A 17,983-nucleotide genomic window follows, 5' to 3' on the forward strand; every position below is an offset into this window, starting at 1 on the left:
GAGAGTCGAAGACTTGCGGGACCGGCTTTTTGATCTGTCCCGACCGGCGCCGCGCTGCGCGTTCCGGTTCGCCGGCGAAGGAAATCAATCGCGCCCGAGGCGCCCGAAAGGCAGGCTTGTCGGCCTGTTTTCGGGGCGTTCCCGGGTTTTTCGACAAATTGACTTCCTTTTGAGCGCGTAGGTATAATAGGAACATTGAGAATCGAAAGGGGTCGGCATTACAACATGAACCGTATGCTCGCTTTCGTGCTCGTGGTACTCGTATCGTTCGGGGTTATCGCATGGACTAGCCCCGGATTGCTGCACGAGACCAAGCTCGGGCTCGATTTGAAAGGCGGCTTTGAGATTTTGTATGAAGCTTCCCCGCTGTCGGGCGAAGGCCAAGTCTCCAAGGACTCTCTGATCAAGACGGCGGAGAGCATCGAGAAGCGCGTCAACAGTACAGGAATTACGGAGCCTGAAGTTACGACCGAAGGTAAGAATCGGATCCGCGTCAAGATTGCGGGGGCAGCGAACGAGGAAGAGGTTCGCACGATGCTGAAAAAGCCCGCAAGCTTAACCTTCCGAAGCGCGGAAGGCTGCAAGTCGGATACGGACTACTGCAAGATCGAATTGAACGGCAACGAGTTCGTCGAGGGTGCCGCCAAGGTGGAGTACAATAACCTGCGTGAGCCTCTCGTCGCGATCAAGGTGAAGGACAAGAAGAAGTTCGAAGAGATCTCCTCGCGCCTTTCAAGCTCAGTTCCAAAGCAGCGGCTGGCGATCTACCTGGACGAAGATCTGCTCTCCGATCCGGTCGTCCAGTCGACCTTCACGGACGGCAATGCCGTCATCTCGGGTCAGTCGACGCCGGCTGCCGCGAAGGCGCTCGCCGATACGATCAACCTCGGAGCCCTTCCGCTGAAGCTGACCGAGAAGTACACGCAGAGCGTCGGGGCGACGCTGGGACAGAAATCGCTGGAGGAGACGCTGCTCGCGGGCGGCATCGCTTCCGTCATGATCTTGCTCTTCATGCTGATCTTTTATCGGCTGCCCGGCCTCGTAGCGAACATCTGTCTGATCGTGTTCGTCTGGCTCCTGCTTGCCGTATTCTGGCTCATGCACGCGACCTTGACGCTGCCCGGCATCGCCGCGTTCGTGCTCGGAATCGGGATCGCCGTCGACTCGAACATCATCACGGCCGAGCGGATCAAGGACGAGATTCGGACCGGCAAGAGCATCCCTTCCTCGCTCCGCGCGGGGAACAAGAACAGCTTCCGCACGATCATCGACGCCCACATTACGAACATCATCGCCGGGGGCGTGCTGTACTTCATCGGCCAAGGCTCCGTCAAAGGCTTCGCCGTCGTGCTGCTGGCGAGTATCATCCTTAACATCCTGACGAACATCTTCCTGCCGCGCTTCTTCATGCATCTGATCGTGAAGAGCGGCAAGTTCAACAAAATTTCCTATTATGGCGTAAAGGAGAGTGAGATCCGTGCGCTATAAGTTCCATGACTTCGACTTCATGAAGTGGAGTAAGCCCTTCATGGTGGCGTCCATCGTCATCGTGCTGGTCGGGATCCTCTCGCTCTCCATCTTCGGGCTCAATTACGGGATCGACTTCCAAGCGGGCACCTCGGTCGACATCAGCGTCACCAAACCGGTGGACGATGCCAAGGTCAAGCAATTCCTTCAAGACGAGAACTTAGGCGACTATACGCCGACGATCGCCGCCGAGCGCATCTCCGTCCGGTTCAAGCACGCGTTGACCGAGGTAGAGCAAGCGAAGCTGGAGAACGACTTCAAGAAGCAGTTCGACGAGAAAGCGTCATTCGAGAAAAACATCGTAGACGTAGATATCGCCAAGGAGCAGCAGGTCAACGCGCTGCGGGGTATCCTGATCGCCAGCCTCGGCATTATCATCTACATCGCCATCCGCTTCGAATGGCGGTTCGCGCTGGCCTCGGTCATCGCGCTGCTCTATGACGCCTTTATCGTCATCACGCTGTTCTCGATCTTCCGGCTGGAAGTCAACCTGCCGTTCATCGTAGCGGTGCTGACGATCATCGGCTACTCGATCAACGATACCGTCGTTATCTTCGACCGGATCCGCGAGAACCTGCGCTTCGCCAAGATCAAGTCCGAAGCGGATCTCGCGAAGGTCGTCAACGACAGTATTCTGCAGACGCTAACCCGTTCCATCAACACCGTCGTCACGGTCGCATTCGCCGCCCTGTGCTTGTACATCTTCGGCAGCGAATCGATCAAGATGTTCTCCCTTGCCATGATCTTCGGTCTGATCAGCGGCGCGTACTCTTCCATCTTCATCGCGAGCCCGCTGTGGTTCTGGATGAAGCGGAGAGCGAAGCCGAACAAGCCGGTCAAGGCGCAAACCGCCACTTGATCCGGCAACGATAAGAGGTGGATTTTGAATGACGGAATATCGGACCGTTCACGTCGAGCACGGCGTCAAGGTATCCCTCTGGGGACTGCTCGGGCTGTCGGTCTGCAAGGCCGCGGCGGGTTGGCTCACCGGCAGCAAGGCGCTCATGGCGGATGCTTGCCACTCCGCGGCGGACTTTGCCGGCGCGGCAACTTCTTACATGCAGCTGCGGGGAGCCGGCCGTCCCGTTCGCGCGGCGGAAGACCGCCAATCGTCCGAAGCGGTCATCGCCGTCGTGCTGTCGGCGCTCTTGCTGCTCGCGGGGCTCGAAATGGGACTGTCGTCGCTGCGCGCGATCGCGTCCGGCGAGGACCGGGCGCCGGGATGGGGCGCGGTCGTCGTCATCGCGGCGGGCATGGGCGTACGGGAAGGCCTCGTGCGCTACAAACGTCGGCATGACGCCAAGCTCGGCATCCGGACGGAGACGACGCGCGCCGACCGCTCCGACGTGTTCGCCTCGCTGACGGCGCTCGTCGGCACGGCAGGCGCCGTCACCGGCGGCCTGCTCGACATGCCCGTCCTGTACGTGCTCGATCCCGCAGCCGGACTCGTCGTCGGCGTGTTCGTCATCCGCATGGGCTTCCGCCAAGCGTCCTCGGCCATCCGGGCCGCGGAGCGCCGGGGGAAGGACGAAGTGGATGTGCAGACGCTGCTGGAGGCGGTACAGCGGGTCGACGGCGTCGTCGCGGTCGACGAGCTGAGAGCCAGAGAGCAAGGTCATTACGTCATCGTCGAGGTCGTCATTCGGGTCAATCCCCGGATTACGGTATTCGAAGGCCACGATATCGCGCTCCGGGTGCGGCGGCAGCTGACGAAGCGGTTCCTGCACGTGTCGGATGCGAGCATCCATGTGGAGCCTTACGATCCCGGGTATCCGTACAAATCCAATCATCACGAAGAAGAGGTCTCCACGCTGCTCCAATGACGAACGGACGCCGCCGCTTGCCGGCGGCGTCCCCGTCGTCGGGAACGCGTAATCGCCATTCGCACACTCCGCCGCCAGGCGGAGTTGTTGTTTGCAAGGGGCTGCAAGCCCGGGGCGGGAGAGCGAACGAAGACTCGCATGCGGGCTTGCGGGCACGATCAGCGTTATTATGAGGTGAGGAGGAGACGTCTTGAGGCAGAAATACCGTTGGACGATATCGGAGGCGGACGAGCGAGCGGCCGCCGGCCTTGCGGCCGCGATCGGCGTGCCGCCCCTGGTTGGCCGGCTGCTCGTCGCGCGCGGCCTGACGGAGCCGGAGGCGGCCAGAAGCTTCCTCTCGGCGGGGCCGGAACAGTTCCACGATCCGTTCTTGATGAAAGGGATGGCGGCCGCGGCCGCGCGCATCCGCCGGGCGATCGACGAGGGCGAGCACATCCGGGTGTACGGCGATTACGACGCGGACGGCGTCACCTCGACCGCGCTCATGACGCGGCTGCTCCGCAAGCTCGGCGCCCGATTCGACACCTATATTCCGCATCGCAGCCGGGAAGGCTACGGCCTGAACGTCGGGGCGATCGATCTGGCGGCCGAGGCGGGCGTGCAGCTGCTGATCACCGTGGACAACGGGATCAGCGCGGTCGATCAGATCGCCTACGCGAAGGAGAGGGGCATCGACGTCGTCGTGACGGACCATCACGAGGCGCCGCCGACGCTGCCCGACGCGGCGGTGGCTTTGGTCAATCCGAAGCAGCCCGATTGTACATATCCGTTCAAGGGACTGTCCGGCGCCGGCGTCGCGTTCAAGCTGGCGCACGCGCTGCTCGGCGAGCCCGATCTCAGTCTGGCCGATCTCGCGGCCATCGGCATCGTCGCGGACTTGATGCCGCTGACCGGGGAGAACCGCGCGATCGTGAAGCTGGGGCTGGCCGAGATGAACCGGCGCCCGTCGCCGGGCGTCAAGGCGCTCTCCGCGGTCTGCGGCGCCGAGCCGGGCCGGCTCTCCAGCGGCCGGATCGCCTTCGGGCTCGCGCCCCGTCTGAATGCGGGCGGGCGCCTGGCCGAGGCCGACGGCGCGGTGCGGCTCCTCGTCGCGGAGGACGACGAAGAGGCCGAACGCCTCGCGCTCTCGCTCGATCAGCTGAACCAGGAGCGGCAGCAGCTCGTCGACGACACCCTGTTGGAAGCGGAAGCGGCTTGGCAGTGGCGCGTAGCGGCGAACGGCGGGATGCCGCTCCCCGTCATCGTGCTGGCCGGCGAAGGGTGGAATGCCGGCATCGCCGGTCTCGTCGCCTCGAAGCTGGTCGAGCGGTACTATCGGCCGACGGTCATCCTGGCGCACGATCCCGAGACCGGGAAGTGCAAAGGTTCGGCCCGCTCGATCGACGGCTTCGATCTGTACGCCGCGCTGCGCGAATGCGCGGACGAGATGGAGCACTTCGGCGGTCACCAGGCGGCGGCGGGGATGACGATCCGCATGGACCGGGTCCCGTCGCTCGAGACGAAGCTGGCGGCATTGGCGGAGGCATGGCTGTCGCCCGAAGATTGGACGCCGAAGAAAAAAGCCGACCTCCTCTGCGAGGCCTCGGAGCTGACGCTCGAGGCGGCCGAGCAGTTGACCGCCCTGGAGCCTTACGGCAACGGCAATCCGACGCCCCGGCTCGTCCTGCGGGAAGCGGCGGTCGCCGATGCCAAGTCGATGGGCAAGGAAGGCAAGCATCTGCGCGCGCTGCTCGCCCAGAGCGGCCGGCGGATCGAAGCGGTCGGGTTCGGGTTCGGCGAGGAGGCCGGCAGGCTCGGCGGGAGCGGTACGGTCGACGTGCTGGGAGAGCTGGCGATCAACGAATGGAACGGCAGCCGCCGCGTGCAGTTCATGCTGCAAGACTGGCGTCCCGCCTCGCTGCCCGTGCTCGACCGCAGGCAGGAGCGCGACTGGGTGGAAGCCGTCCGCGCGCTGGCGGACGCGGCGCCGCTGTTCGTCTTGAGCGCCTCAGGGCAGGCGATCGCGCGCCTCGAGAAGGCCGCGGTCGGAACGAGCGGCGCCGCGCTCTACGCGGAAGGCGAACAGTTCGCGTCCCGCAAGGCGGAACAAGCGGAAGAGACGCCGCCCTACGCGCGCGGGAGCGGCGGCGCGAGACTCGCGCTCGTCGGCCTGCCTGACGGGGCGGAAGCGCTGGACGGACTGCGTCTGGCGCTGCAGGGCTGCGCCCCGCTCGAAGAGATTCATCTGTTCGTCGAGGATAGCCGGAGCGCAGCCGAAGATGCGGCGCGATTCGCCCTGCCGACGCGGGAACAATTCGGCGAGGTTTACGCCATGTTCCGCCGCCAGTCGAATTGGATCGACGCGCCGGACGGCTTCCTGCGACAGGTGGCCGACCGGACGGGCTGGCCGCTCGCCGCGGTGCGGATGATGCAGGAGATTTTCGACGAGCTCGGATTTTTGAAGATGAACCGGTCTTCCGTGCAGGTCGTCGCGAACCCGCCCCGCCGGCCGCTCGACGAATCCGAACGCTACCGCAAGGCGCAGCGGCGGGCCGAAGCCGCAGCTTTGGCGGAGATGAGCTTCCCGAATCTGCAAGCTTGGCTGCGTCAACTGGCGAACGCTTAAGCGTAGCATGACGGCGGGAACAAGTGTATAATGCATTTCGTACAGTCATTTGGAGGAGAGGATCGCATCTCATGGATTTCAAAGATTATATTCGCGTCATACCCGATTTCCCGCAGCCGGGCATCCGGTTCAAGGATATCACGACGCTGCTCAATAACGGCAAGGTATATCAGGCGGCGATCGACGCGCTGAAGGAACGGGTCCAAGGATGGGACATCGACGTCGTGGCGGGTCCGGAAGCGCGCGGCTTCGTCGTCGGCGCTCCGCTGGCGCTGGCGCTCGGCGTCGGCTTCGTCCCGATCCGCAAGTCCGGCAAGCTCCCGGGGGAGACCGTCGAGGCCGGATATGACCTGGAGTACGGCAAAGACAAACTGGCCGTGCACAAGGATGCGATTCTGCCCGGACAGAAGGTGCTCATCGCGGACGACCTGCTGGCGACGGGCGGTACGATCGCGACGACGATCAACCTTCTGAACCAGCTCGGCGGCGAGATTGCCGGAGCGGCTTTCCTGATCGAGCTCGGCTATTTGAACGGACGCGAGAAGCTGAACGGCATCGACGTCGTGTCTCTGGTTACCTATTAATCTCCCTCAGGCGATGACAGCCGGATTCCCTAACGCGGGGGATCCGGCTTTTTGGCTTTGCGGGGAACCGCCGGACGATCGGCTGACGCGAGGAGGCTGCGAGGCCGCAGCGGGAATGTCGAACGTCAGGAAGACAGGAAGAGAGGAAGGGTTCAGCCGATTTTCAGTTTCGTTTCAGCCGCGTTTCAGCCTGGGGAACGATAATAGAGCCATCAGACGCATATGACCGAAGAAGGAGCGCACGAGCCATGAACCCGATCAAGGGCATCCGCGTCCTCGTCGTGGACGATGAACCGAATATCCTGCAATTTCTCGAGCTGGGGCTGTTGAACGAAGGCTTCGAGGTGAAGACGGCGCCGGACGGCATGGCGGCACTGACGATGATCCCGCAGTTCCGGCCGCACGTGGCGATTCTGGATGTGATGATGCCGGGCATCGACGGCTTCGAGGTGTGCCGCATGCTGAAGAAATCGGAGAACGTCGCCATCATCATGCTGACCGCGAAGGACGAGGTGGACGACCGGGTCAAAGGGCTGATGCTCGGCGCGGACGACTATATGGTCAAGCCGTTCAGCTTCGAGGAGCTGCTCGCGCGCATCCATGCGCGGGTGCGGAACCAGTTCCCGATGCTGGCGGGCGAAGCTTCGTTCGGACCGTTCCGAATCGAAGACCGGCGCAAGGAGATTCAGCTCGAGGGGCGCGTGCTGGAGCTCTCCCCGACCGAGTACGAGCTGCTGAAGTTCCTCGTCGTCAACCACGGGATCGTCATGAGCAAGGCGTTGATTCTGGAAAAAGTATGGGGCTACGACTTCGGCGGCGACGAGAATATCGTGGAAGTGTATATCCGTTCGCTCCGCGAAAAGCTGGGCGATCGGGAGCATCGGCTGATCCGCACGCTCCGCGGCGCCGGCTATCGGGTCGATCTGCCATGAAGCGGGGCTGGCGCGTTCGGAGGCCGGACAAGCGCACCGTCCCGTCAGGCGCGTCGCTGCGGGGGTCTCTGCGGCTGCAGCTGCTGTCCCGCTCGCTCCTCGTGCTCGCGGTGCTGCTCGTGTTCATCGGCTTGTTCCAATACGTCCTCATGCGCAAATTCACCTATGAGAACAAAGCGTCCGCGCTGCAGGGCCAGCTCCTCTCGCTGCCGCCGGAGGTCTGGCGGGACAAGGGATTTCGCCCGCCGCGCGGGGCGGTGGGCAGCGGCGCCGCGGGCAGCGGGGCGCTAAGCGCGAGCTGGTGGTTGGGCAACGGAACATTCGCGGGGCGTGGCCTGTTCGGCGAGAGTGCCGAAGGCGGGATGCCGGCTAGCGGCGCATCGGCGAGCGGGAACACGTCTGGCGGTGGATCGGTGAATGGGAGTACGGCAGGCGGCGGATCGGCGGATGGGAACGCGGCAGGCGGTGGATCTGTGGATGGTAAAGCGGCAGGCGGTGGATCTGCGGATGGGAACGCGGCAGGCAATGAATCGCCGGCCGTCGAAGGCCAAGTCGCTTGGCCTGGGCGATCTACACGTTCTCTGATCATCCCCGATACGGCGGTGGCCGTGATCTCTACGGACTTGACCTTCACCGCCGTGTCGGAATGGGCGAATGGGATGACGCCGCCGAAGTTGACCGACGCCCAGTACGAGGAGGCGTTGAAGCGCGCCGGAGCCGTGAACCGGAAAAAAGAAGAGACCGACTATCATATCGCGAAGGATGACCAAGGCCGGGAGCAGTTGGTCGTCCTAAGACCGCTCGGGGCTGCGGGGCGCGCCCAAGGCCTCGTCCAGATCAGCACGGGGACGGCCTCGCTTAAGGACGCGCTGAACAAGCAGCTGCTGCTGTTCGTCTGTTTGGCCGTACTTGCGCTGGCGGCCGGACTCATCACGCTGCTGGCCGTGCTTCGCCGCACGTTGTCGCCGTTGTCCGAGCTGGTCGACCGCGTGGAGCGTATCGACGCGGGCAATCTGGATGAGCGATTCCCGGCGACGCCGATTCCGAGCGAGATCGGACGCTTGTCCGCCTCTCTGGGCGGCATGCTGGACCGATTGAATTCCTCCTTCGAAGCCGAGAAGGAAGCGAAGGAGCAGATGCGGCAGTTCGTTGCCGACGCTTCGCACGAGCTGCGAACGCCGCTCACCTCGATTCACGGCTTCCTGGAAGTGCTGCTGCGCGGCGCGTCCAGCCGGCCCGAGCAACTGGAGAAGGCGCTGCGCAGCATGTACGGCGAGTCGGAACGGCTGAAGAAGCTGGTAGAAGATCTGCTCGCGTTGGCAAAGCTGGACCGCGCGGAAAGTCTGAAGGCCAGCGAAGGCGAGCTGAGCGAGACTGTGCGCGAGATGGAGCCGCAGCTGCGCATGCTTGCCGGCAACCGGCAAGTGGATTTTCAGCTGCAGCACGGGTTGCGGTGCCGCTATGACGCCTACAAGATCAAGCAGGTCATCCTGAATTTGTTCCATAACGCGGTTCAGCATACCGATGCGGCGACCGGTTCGATCAAGCTGTCGCTCGACCGTGCGGAAGGCGGGGTGCGGCTCGCGGTAAGCGATAACGGGACTGGGATCGAGGCCGTTCATCTGCCCCACGTCTTCGACCGGTTCTACCGCAGCGACTCCTCCCGGACGCGCAAGTACGGCGGCTCGGGATTGGGGCTGTCCATCTCGCGGGCGATCGCGGAGGCGCACGGCGGGACGATCGAAGCGCGCAGCGAACCGGGGCGGGAGACGGTATTCACGATCATTCTGCCTTTCTGAGTGCGATGAATCGCGAAGAGAGGAGCAAAGCTTGCTTGAAGTCGATGAGACTTTGAGCGAGCTTTTTTGTTTTTGTAGCAGGTGCCTATATGAAGGGGCATAAGACCGCAGCAACAGGTTGCGGCGCCTTATTCACTCACCCGAGCCTCGATAGCCGAAAATAAGGCGGGAAAACCGCCTTATTCACTCACATGAGCCCGACATCCGAAAATAAGGCGGGAAAACCGCCTTATTCACTCACACGAGCCTCGACAGTCGCGAATAAGGCGGAAAAACCGCCTTACGCTCGCCCACAAACCCCCACGGTCGCGAATAAGGCGGAAAACCCGCCTTACTCGCATCACCTTTCAGCCTCAGCCCACCTCACCAGCCTTTGACTAACCCCGACTAGCCCATCCCCACCCCTAGCAAACGAAAATAACCAGCTATCATTAGAGCCCTTTTCTCGAGGACGAGAAGATTCCGGCTTGCGAAACGATCCCCGCGTTTTCAGCTAACGTTCAGCTTACGCTCAAGCAACGCTCAGGCCCGGTTAAGGCACGTTTCAGACCCGGTTGATATAGTTCCACCTAGAGAGAGAAACCTACTGAGGAGTTGAGTGAGTGCCATGACAATGACAGAGCCGACTAAGCGCAAGCGCGCGGATATTACGCTCGCGGCGATCGCTTTGTTATCCGCTTTTTTGAACGCATACAACATCTGGCTGGATCAGACCGGCAACGCCTATTACACGGCTGCGGTCACCAGCATGCTGCAGAACTTCCACGCATTCTTCTACGCCTCGCTCGATTCGGTCGGGTTCGTTACGGTAGACAAGCCGCCGGTGACGTTCTGGGTTCAGACCGCCAGCGCTTATCTGTTCGGCGTTCACGGCTGGAGCGTCATCCTGCCCCAGGCCCTCGCGGGGATCGGTTCCGTACTCCTGCTGTACGCGATGGTCCGGCCGACTTACGGCCTGACGGCCGCACGGCTGGCTGCGCTAGCTATGGCTTGCACCCCGATCGCGGTCGCGGTGGCGCGGACCAACAACGTCGATGCGCTGCTGGTCTTCACGCTGCTGCTGGCCGCGTGGATGCTGCTGCGCGGCGCGCGAAGCGGCCAGTGGGGCTGGGCGCTCGGCGCGTTCGCGATGATCGGCGTGGCGTTCAACGAGAAGATGCTCCAAGCTTACATGGTGCTGCCCGCGTTCTATTTGTTCTACGTCCTCGCTTACCGGATGCAGCGCAAGAAAAAAATCGTCGTCCTGACGGGCGCAACGGCCGTCATGGTCGTCCTCTCGCTCTCTTGGGCGCTCGCCGTAGACCTTACTGCGAAGGACAGCCGGCCGTATATCGGCAGCAGTCAGACGAACTCCGTCATGGAGCTGGCTTTCGGCTACAACGGCATCTCCCGGCTGACGGGCAACGGATCGGGCGTGCCGGGCGGCGGGGGCAACCGAGGCGGCGGTGGAGGATGGCCCGGCGGCACGATGTCCGGCGACGGACGCGGGGACGCGGCCTTCGGCGACGGGCAAGGCCGCGACGGCACGGCTTATGGCAACGGGCAAGGACGGGGCGTCGGCCGCGGAAACGCAGCCGCAGCCGCTGCTAACGGGCAAAATCAGGGCTCCGCAAATGCATCAGGTACCGGAGATGGCCAAGCCGCACCCGGAATGAATGACAACGCGGACGCGATGGTGCCGGACGACGGCATGGGCGGGAATTCATCGTCGCCGGACGGCGTCACGGGCGGCACGGGCGGAAATGCGGCAGCCCCGGATGGCGGCATGAACGGCAACTTCCCGGGCGGCGCGCCTCCGAGCTTCGAAGGCGGCGGACAGCGTGGAGGCGCGGGCGGCGCGTTCAACACCGGCAAAGCCGGGCCGCTCCGGCTGTTCCAGTCGGCGCTCTCGGGTCAGATTAGCTGGCTGCTGCCGTTCGCCTTCCTCTCGGCGGTCGGGCTGCTCGCCGGCGTTCGCAGACGCCAGCCGCTGACCGACAAACAGCGGATGACGCTCTTCTGGCTGGCTTGGCTGCTGCCGGGCATGGTGTTCTTCAGCATCGCCGGGTTCTTCCATTCTTACTACCTCATCATGTTGGCGCCGCCGATCGCCGCGCTCTTCGGCGCCGGTTGGAATGAGCTGCGGGAGCACCATCGCGCCAAGCGCGGCTGGCTGGCCTATCTGTTCCCCGGCGCGATCGCGGCGTCGGCGGCCTATCAGATCTACATTCTGTCTCCCTACGCGTCCGAGATCGGCCGAGGCTGGATCGTCGCCGTCGGATTGCTGGGCGTCGGATCCGCGCTGGTGCTGGCCGCGCCGGTCCTGCGGCCCCCGCTGGTTCGCGCCGCGGCCGTCTGCGGTCTGCTCGGGCTGATGATCGCCCCGCTCTATTGGTCGGCGACGCCGCTGCTGTACGGCGGCAACAGCATGATTCCGAGCGCCGGTCCCGATCTGAACCGGTCCGCCGGACGGGGAGCGGACAGCTTCGGCGGCATGAACGGAGCCGGCGCCGCACTCCCCGCGTTCACCTTCGGCCAAGGGGCGCAGGGCGGACGAGGCGGCGAGAGCGGCAGCGTGAACGAAGCACTCTATGCGTACCTGACGCAGAACAACACGGGCGAGCCTTACCTGTTCGCGACGTCCAACGTCAATACGGCCGAATCCTACATCATCAAGACCGGCAAGGCGGTCATGGCGATGGGCGGCTTCAGCGGCAGCGATCCGATCTTGACGGTCGATAAAGTCAAGCAACTGGTCGCCGACGGCAAGGTGAAGTATTTCCTGCTCTCGGACGGCGGCTTCGGCGGCTTCGGCGGCGGACCGGGCGGCGGCTCGTCCGAAGCGACGGCGTGGATTAAGGAAAACGGCAAGCTCATCGACGCGTCGGCCTGGCAGTCTGCGGACGCAAGCGCTGCGGATGCCGCGGACGGCTTGGACGGCGGAGGGCGAATGGGAGGCAATCTCTCCTTGTACCTGGTACAGAATCCATGATCCGAACGGACGAGCGCACCGAATCATCTGCGATTCGGAACGCCGTCTGACTCGGAACGAACGCAATCTGCAAGAGAAAGGACGGCGAGTCACCATGAATGCAGAGACGAAATACTCGATCGTCGTGCCCGTGTACAACGAAGAAGCGGTCATTCACGACACGTATCGGGAGTTGAAGGCGGTCATGGACGGGATCGGCGAACGTTATGAGCTGGTCTTCGTCAACGACGGCAGTCGGGATCGGACCGCCGACATCCTGAAAGGCTACGCCGAGCGCGACCGCGACGTGAAGCTGATCGATTTCTCCCGCAACTTCGGGCATCAGATCGCCATTACGGCGGGCATGGACTATGCGTCCGGCGAAGCCGTCGTCGTCATCGACGCGGACTTGCAGGACCCGCCTTCGCTCATTCCCCGGATGATCGCCAAGTGGCGGGAAGGCTACGACGTCGTATACGCCAAACGGACCGCGCGCAAGGGGGAGACGGCGTTCAAGCGATGGACGGCGCACGCCTTCTATCGCCTCCTCCAGGCGACGGCGGACGTCGACATCCCCGTGGATACCGGAGACTTTCGGCTGCTGGACCGCAGGGTGTGCGAGGAATTGCGGCGTCTCCCCGAGAAAAACCGGTACGTGCGCGGCCTCGTCAGCTGGGTCGGATTCCGGCAGACCTCAGTGGAATATGTCCGGGATGAGCGCTTGGCCGGCGAGACGCAGTATCCGCTGCGGAAGATGCTGAAGCTAAGTCTGGACGGGATGACTTCCTTCTCGTCCAAGCCGCTGAAGCTGTCTACGACGGCCGGCTTGCTGCTGATGGGCGCGGGCATCCTCTACGCCCTCATCGAGCTGGGCGCGATCTCGTTCGGAGGCGCTTCGTTCTCCGGCTGGCAGACGGTGATCGTCCTGCAACTGCTGTTCACCGGCTTTCTGCTAGCGGCGATCGGCATGGCGGGCGAATATATCGGCCGCATCTACGATGAGGCCAAAGGAAGGCCGCTCTATATCGTGCGGGAATGCTACGGTCTCCCCGAGCGGGCGGCGAATGCGGCGAAGCGGGTCGGATAGACGCGAGGGAACCGATTTTTGCTACCAAACGACAAGGAGGAGGCAGCCAATGAAGACGAGAATCCGCAAAGCCGTCATCCCGGCCGCGGGACTCGGAACGAGGTTCCTGCCGGCGACCAAAGCCCAGCCAAAGGAGATGCTGCCGATCGTCGACAAGCCCGCCATCCAATACATCGTAGAGGAAGCGGTGCAGTCGGGCATCGAGAGCGTCATCATCGTTACGGGCCGCAACAAGAAAGCGATCGAGGATCACTTCGACAAGTCCGTCGAACTGGAGCAGTCCCTGTTGGAGAAGAACAAACTGGACCTGCTGCGGGAGTTGAGGGCGATCGAAGAGATGGCCAATATCCACTATATCCGGCAAAAGGAGCCGCTCGGGCTCGGCCACGCCGTCCTGTGCGCGCAGCAATTCATCGGCAACGAGCCGTTCGCAGTCCTGCTCGGCGACGATATCCTCGTATCCGAACCGCCGGCCTTGCGACAGCTCATTCATGCGCACGAGGTTCATGGCCAAGCCGTCGTCGGCGTCCGCCGGGTACCGGCGGCAGAGACGGGCAAGTACGGGATCGTGGCGGCTTCCGATTGGCAGGACGGAATCGGGCGCGTACGCGATCTCATCGAGAAGCCGGCGCCCGAAGAGGCGCCGTCCGACGTGGCGGTCATGGGGCGGTATATTCTGCATCCTTCGATCTTTCCGGTTCTGGCCGCTTTGGAGCGCGGGACCGGCGGCGAATACCAACTGACGGACGCGCTGCGCAAGGTTTGTCGGGAAGAAGGGCTCATGGCGCTGGAGCTCGAAGGCGACCGTTACGATATCGGAGACAAGTTCGGCTATATCCAGGCGATCGTCGAGATGGGGCTTCGGCGTCCGGAGCTGCGGCAGACGTTGATCTCGTATATGCGCAAGGCGCTGGCGGCGACGGAGAGCGCCGCGGAAGCGCGGATTTGGCGGGCGGCCCGCTGATCGGACCGGCGACTCCTTGAACGAAAGGAAGCGTCTGGACCGTATCGGCTAACGTATACATGATGCTTTGGGGGATGAGAAGGATGAGGAAGTGGATCGTATGGATCGTCGTGGTCTGTCTGGCGGCAGCCGGCGGCGGCGGATATTGGTGGTACTCGAGCAAGGACACGAAAGCGGCGACCAACGGCCCGACGTTTACGCAGTCAAGAGTGACCAAAGGGACGATCACCCAGACCGTGTCGGGCAGCGGCGCCGTCGCCGTGAGCGAGACGGAGACGATCAAAGTGTCGGAGAACGCCACGGTCGCTCAGGTGAAGGTCACCGCGGGCGCGACGGTCAAGAAGGGCGCGGTGCTCGCGACCTTCAAGGGGCAAGACGTCAGCTTGAACGTCAGCAAGGCCAAGCTGAATCTGGAGCAGCAGCAGATGCAGCTCAAGCAGGCGCAGGACAAATGGAAGTCGTTGGCCGCTTCCGAAGCCGCTCAGTCGGATATCGACGCCGCGGTCATGAGCATCAAGTCCGCGCAGCTCAATATCGAGCAGACCCAGCTAGAGATCGCGGACTACCAGACGAAGGCCAAAGCGCCGGATCCGATCGTCGCGCCGATCGACGGGACGCTGACCGAAGTGAACGTCAAGGCGGGCGACAGCGTCTCCCCGCAGCTGGAGGCGTTCAAGATCGTGAATTACGACAAGCTCGATATCCAGATCTCGGCCGACGAGCTGGATATCTCCAAGGTGAAGCAAGGCCAGACCGCGAATATTACGCTGGACGCGCTCAGCGGCGAGACGTTCACGGGCAAAGTGACCGATGTGGCGAAGGAGGGCACCTCGTCCAACGGCGTCGCGACCTTCCCCGTGACGGTAGCGCTGGATAAGACCGATAACGTCCTGCCGGGCATGAACGGAGACGTGGAGATCGTCATCCAGTCCAAGGAGAATGCGCTGACGATCCCGATCGAAGCGGTGATGCAGATGGGGGGCAAATACTTCGTCCGGCTGCCGAGCGACGGCCAGAGCACGGGCGCCGGCGACACGAGCGGCGCCTCCGGAGGCTCAGGCGCGGGGACGGAGAAAAGCCAGGCGGGCGCGGATGCCGGTGCCGCGAACGCACCGAACGGCAATGCCGGCGCGGGTGCCGTCCCGAACGGCAATGCCAACGGCGGCAATGGAACCGGCGACGAGGCAGGCGGCGCAGCGCCGCCAATCGGAGGGAACGGCGCCGGCGCGCCGAGCGGATACCAGGGCGCGCCGGGCGGCCAAGGACAAGGTCAAAGCGGCTACGGCGCCGCAGGCGGGAACTTCCGCCGCAGCGGCCAGGGCGGCTACGGGGGCAGCGGCGGAAGCTATGCCGCAGGCACCGGCAGCGCTCGACGCGCAGGCCAAGGCGGGTATGGCGGCGCGGGCTTCGGCGCGGGCGCGGCGGTCTCATCCGCCGACTTCAAGCTGCAGGAGATTACGGTTGGCATCACGACCGATACCCGCATCGAAGCGCTGACCGGCCTCACCGAAGGACAGACGGTGCTCATCCCCGTGACGGTGACCTCCACCAGCACGCGCCAGCAGCAGACCGGCTTCGGCGGCATGGGCGGCATGGGCAACTTCGGCGGAGGCGGCTTCGCAGGCGGCGGCTTCACGGGCGGGGCCGACCGGGCGGGAACCATCCGCACCGGATCGGCCGGCGGCGCGGGAGGTCGATGACATGCATGCATCCATACCCGCGCCTCTGATCGCGATGAACGGCGTCTACAAGACGTACACGCTCGCCGGAGAGACGCTGAACGCGCTCGACGATATCTCGCTGACGGTGGCCAAGGGCGACTTTATGGCGATCGTCGGCCCTTCCGGATCCGGCAAGTCCACGCTCATGAACGTGCTGGGCTGCCTGGATACGCCGACCCGCGGCCAGTATCTGCTGGACGGCGCCGAGATCGGGAAGCTAAGCGACAACAAGCTGGCGAATATCCGGAACAACAAGATCGGGTTTATCTTCCAAAGCTTTCACCTGCTCCCCCGCTTGTCGGCCATCGACAATGTCGAGCTGCCGCTCATCTATCGCGGAATCTCGGGCAAGGAGCGGCATGCGATGGCGAAGGAGGCGCTGCAGAAGGTCGGCCTCGGCGAGCGGATGCGGCATATGCCGAACCAGCTGTCCGGCGGACAGCAGCAGCGGGTCGCCATCGCGAGGGCGCTCGCCGGCCGGCCGCCGCTGCTGCTGGCCGACGAACCGACGGGCGCGCTAGATAGCAAGACGAGCCAGGACGTGATTGAACTGCTGAAGGCGCTGAACGAAGAAGGCAACACCATCGTGCTCATCACGCACGATCCCAAAGTCGCGGGGCAGGCGAAGCGGGTGGTACGCATTCAGGACGGCCAGCTGTCCGAAGAGAGGAGTGCGGCGTCGTGAAGCTGACCCAAGGCGTCAAGATGGCATGGATCAGCGTGCGCGCCCAGCCGCTTCGCACGTTGCTGACCGTGCTCGGCATCCTGATCGGCGTAGCGTCGGTCACGATCATGGTCGCCATCGGCAACGGCACCTCGGAGCAGGTCAAGAGCCAGCTTCAAGGGCTGGGCACGAATATGCTGACGGTCAACGTCGTCGGGCGAGGCGCCGTGACCAGCATCAAAGCGGACGACGTGAAGGGGCTGACGGAGGTGTCGAACGTCTCCTCGTACGCGCCGAACATCAGCGGCAACGTGACGGCCAAGGCCGGCGTGAAGACGTATTCGGCGACCGTGAACGCGACGACGCCCGCGTTCATGGACATCCGGGATTACAAACTGGCGCAAGGCCGTTCGCTCATGGATATCGACGGCGCCTTCAAGCAGAAGGTGGCGGTCATCGGCTCGGAAGTCGTAACCGAACTGCAGCTTAGCAATCCGGTCGGGAGTAAGATCTCGCTGAACGGTACGCCGTACAAGATCGTCGGCGTGCTCGCTTCGAAGGGCAGCACGACGAACGGCTCCAACGACAACGTCGTCCTCGTGCCGCTCGAGACCGCCCGCGTCGTGTTGAAGACCGACGCCATCCGGACGATCTACGTGCAGGTCGACAGCGAGAAGAACGTCGATCGGGTGCAGACGGCGCTCGAAGCCAAGCTGCAGCAGTTTTTCCGGGGTGACGAGAACAGCTACAACGTCTTCAATCAGCAGGATCTGCTGGAGACGATCACGTCCGTCTCGACCTCGGTCTCGACGCTGCTGACCTACGTCGCCGCGATCTCGCTCCTCGTCGGCGGCATCGGCGTCATGAACATGATGCTCGTCTCGGTGACCGAGCGGACGCGGGAGATCGGCATCCGCAAGTCGCTCGGCGCCAAGCAGCGCGACATCCTGTTCCAGTTCCTCGTCGAAGCGTCGATCATCGGCGGGTTGGGCGGGATTGCGGGCGTCGCCGTGGGTGCCGGCGGTTCGAAGTTCGTCGGCAAGCTGATGCAGTCGCCCGCCTCCCCGTCATGGGAGATCATGACGATCGCGGTGGTGTTCTCGATGGGGGTCGGCGTGCTGTTCGGATTCCTCCCCGCGCGGCGGGCGTCCCGGCTTCATCCGGTGGAGGCGCTCCGGCAATAGCGCTTGCGGACCGAATATTTCCTAGGCAATTGGACGGACAAGGGCGGGCGCAGCAGCCGGCACCGGGAGAATCTAAACCCGGCCGGCGGCGGCCGGCCCTTTTTTGCTCGTCGAACTTTGACGGCTTACCGGTCCGACCTTGT

The 17,983-nt window shown here is 63.6% G+C and carries 13 protein-coding genes; all 13 read left to right on the forward strand.

Features of this window, described 5'->3' with window-relative positions; translation table 11 throughout:
- Positions 1–225: 225 nt before the first annotated feature.
- The 13 genes from secD (at position 226) to H7C19_RS26740 (ending at position 17,840) form a co-directional block, all read left to right on the forward strand.
- Entirely contained in the window at positions 226–1,488 is a 1,263-nt protein-coding gene (gene secD / locus H7C19_RS26675; RefSeq protein WP_185672136.1) for a protein translocase subunit SecD, read from the forward strand.
- Positions 1,478–2,386 (forward strand): protein translocase subunit SecF, encoded by a 909-nt coding sequence (gene secF / locus H7C19_RS26680; RefSeq protein WP_185672137.1) that lies wholly within the window; start codon positions 1,478–1,480, stop codon positions 2,384–2,386. Before secD ends, secF begins: the two co-directional genes overlap by 11 nt.
- Positions 2,387–2,414: 28 nt before the next feature.
- Positions 2,415–3,350: a cation diffusion facilitator family transporter gene (locus tag H7C19_RS26685; protein WP_185672138.1), complete on the forward strand. Its 936-nt coding sequence runs from the start codon at positions 2,415–2,417 to the stop codon at positions 3,348–3,350.
- A gap of 190 nt (positions 3,351–3,540) precedes the next feature.
- A complete protein-coding gene (gene recJ, locus H7C19_RS26690) occupies positions 3,541–5,955 on the forward strand; it encodes a single-stranded-DNA-specific exonuclease RecJ (RefSeq protein ID WP_185672139.1) in 2,415 nt (804 codons plus the stop codon).
- A gap of 71 nt (positions 5,956–6,026) precedes the next feature.
- A complete protein-coding gene (locus tag H7C19_RS26695) occupies positions 6,027–6,539 on the forward strand; it encodes an adenine phosphoribosyltransferase (protein WP_185672140.1) in 513 nt (170 codons plus the stop codon).
- A 248-nt stretch (positions 6,540–6,787) separates the two neighbouring features.
- Positions 6,788–7,471 (forward strand): response regulator transcription factor, encoded by a 684-nt coding sequence (locus tag H7C19_RS26700; RefSeq protein ID WP_185672141.1) that lies wholly within the window; start codon positions 6,788–6,790, stop codon positions 7,469–7,471.
- Positions 7,468–9,270 carry an ATP-binding protein gene (locus H7C19_RS35025; protein ID WP_246469824.1) on the forward strand — a complete coding sequence of 601 codons (1,803 nt, stop codon included), beginning with the start codon at positions 7,468–7,470 and terminating at the stop codon, positions 9,268–9,270. The genes H7C19_RS26700 and H7C19_RS35025 overlap by 4 nt, the downstream gene beginning before the upstream one ends.
- A gap of 613 nt (positions 9,271–9,883) precedes the next feature.
- Positions 9,884–12,241 (forward strand): glycosyltransferase family 39 protein, encoded by a 2,358-nt coding sequence (locus tag H7C19_RS26715; RefSeq protein ID WP_185672203.1) that lies wholly within the window; start codon positions 9,884–9,886, stop codon positions 12,239–12,241.
- A 94-nt stretch (positions 12,242–12,335) separates the two neighbouring features.
- Positions 12,336–13,307, forward strand: coding sequence for a glycosyltransferase family 2 protein (locus H7C19_RS26720; protein ID WP_185672142.1), 972 nt, complete (start codon positions 12,336–12,338; stop codon positions 13,305–13,307).
- A 49-nt stretch (positions 13,308–13,356) separates the two neighbouring features.
- Complete coding sequence (gene galU, locus H7C19_RS26725; protein WP_185672143.1) at positions 13,357–14,271, forward strand: UTP--glucose-1-phosphate uridylyltransferase GalU; 915 nt, start codon at positions 13,357–13,359, stop codon at positions 14,269–14,271.
- A gap of 83 nt (positions 14,272–14,354) precedes the next feature.
- A complete protein-coding gene (locus tag H7C19_RS26730) occupies positions 14,355–15,971 on the forward strand; it encodes an efflux RND transporter periplasmic adaptor subunit (protein WP_185672144.1) in 1,617 nt (538 codons plus the stop codon).
- A 1-nt stretch (position 15,972) separates the two neighbouring features.
- Positions 15,973–16,677, forward strand: coding sequence for an ABC transporter ATP-binding protein (locus tag H7C19_RS26735; protein ID WP_281384972.1), 705 nt, complete (start codon positions 15,973–15,975; stop codon positions 16,675–16,677).
- Complete coding sequence (locus H7C19_RS26740; RefSeq protein WP_185672145.1) at positions 16,674–17,840, forward strand: ABC transporter permease; 1,167 nt, start codon at positions 16,674–16,676, stop codon at positions 17,838–17,840. Before H7C19_RS26735 ends, H7C19_RS26740 begins: the two co-directional genes overlap by 4 nt.
- Positions 17,841–17,983: the final 143 nt, after the last annotated feature.

The organism is Cohnella nanjingensis (assembly GCF_014212125.1).
Lineage (GTDB): Bacteria > Bacillota > Bacilli > Paenibacillales > Paenibacillaceae > Cohnella > Cohnella nanjingensis.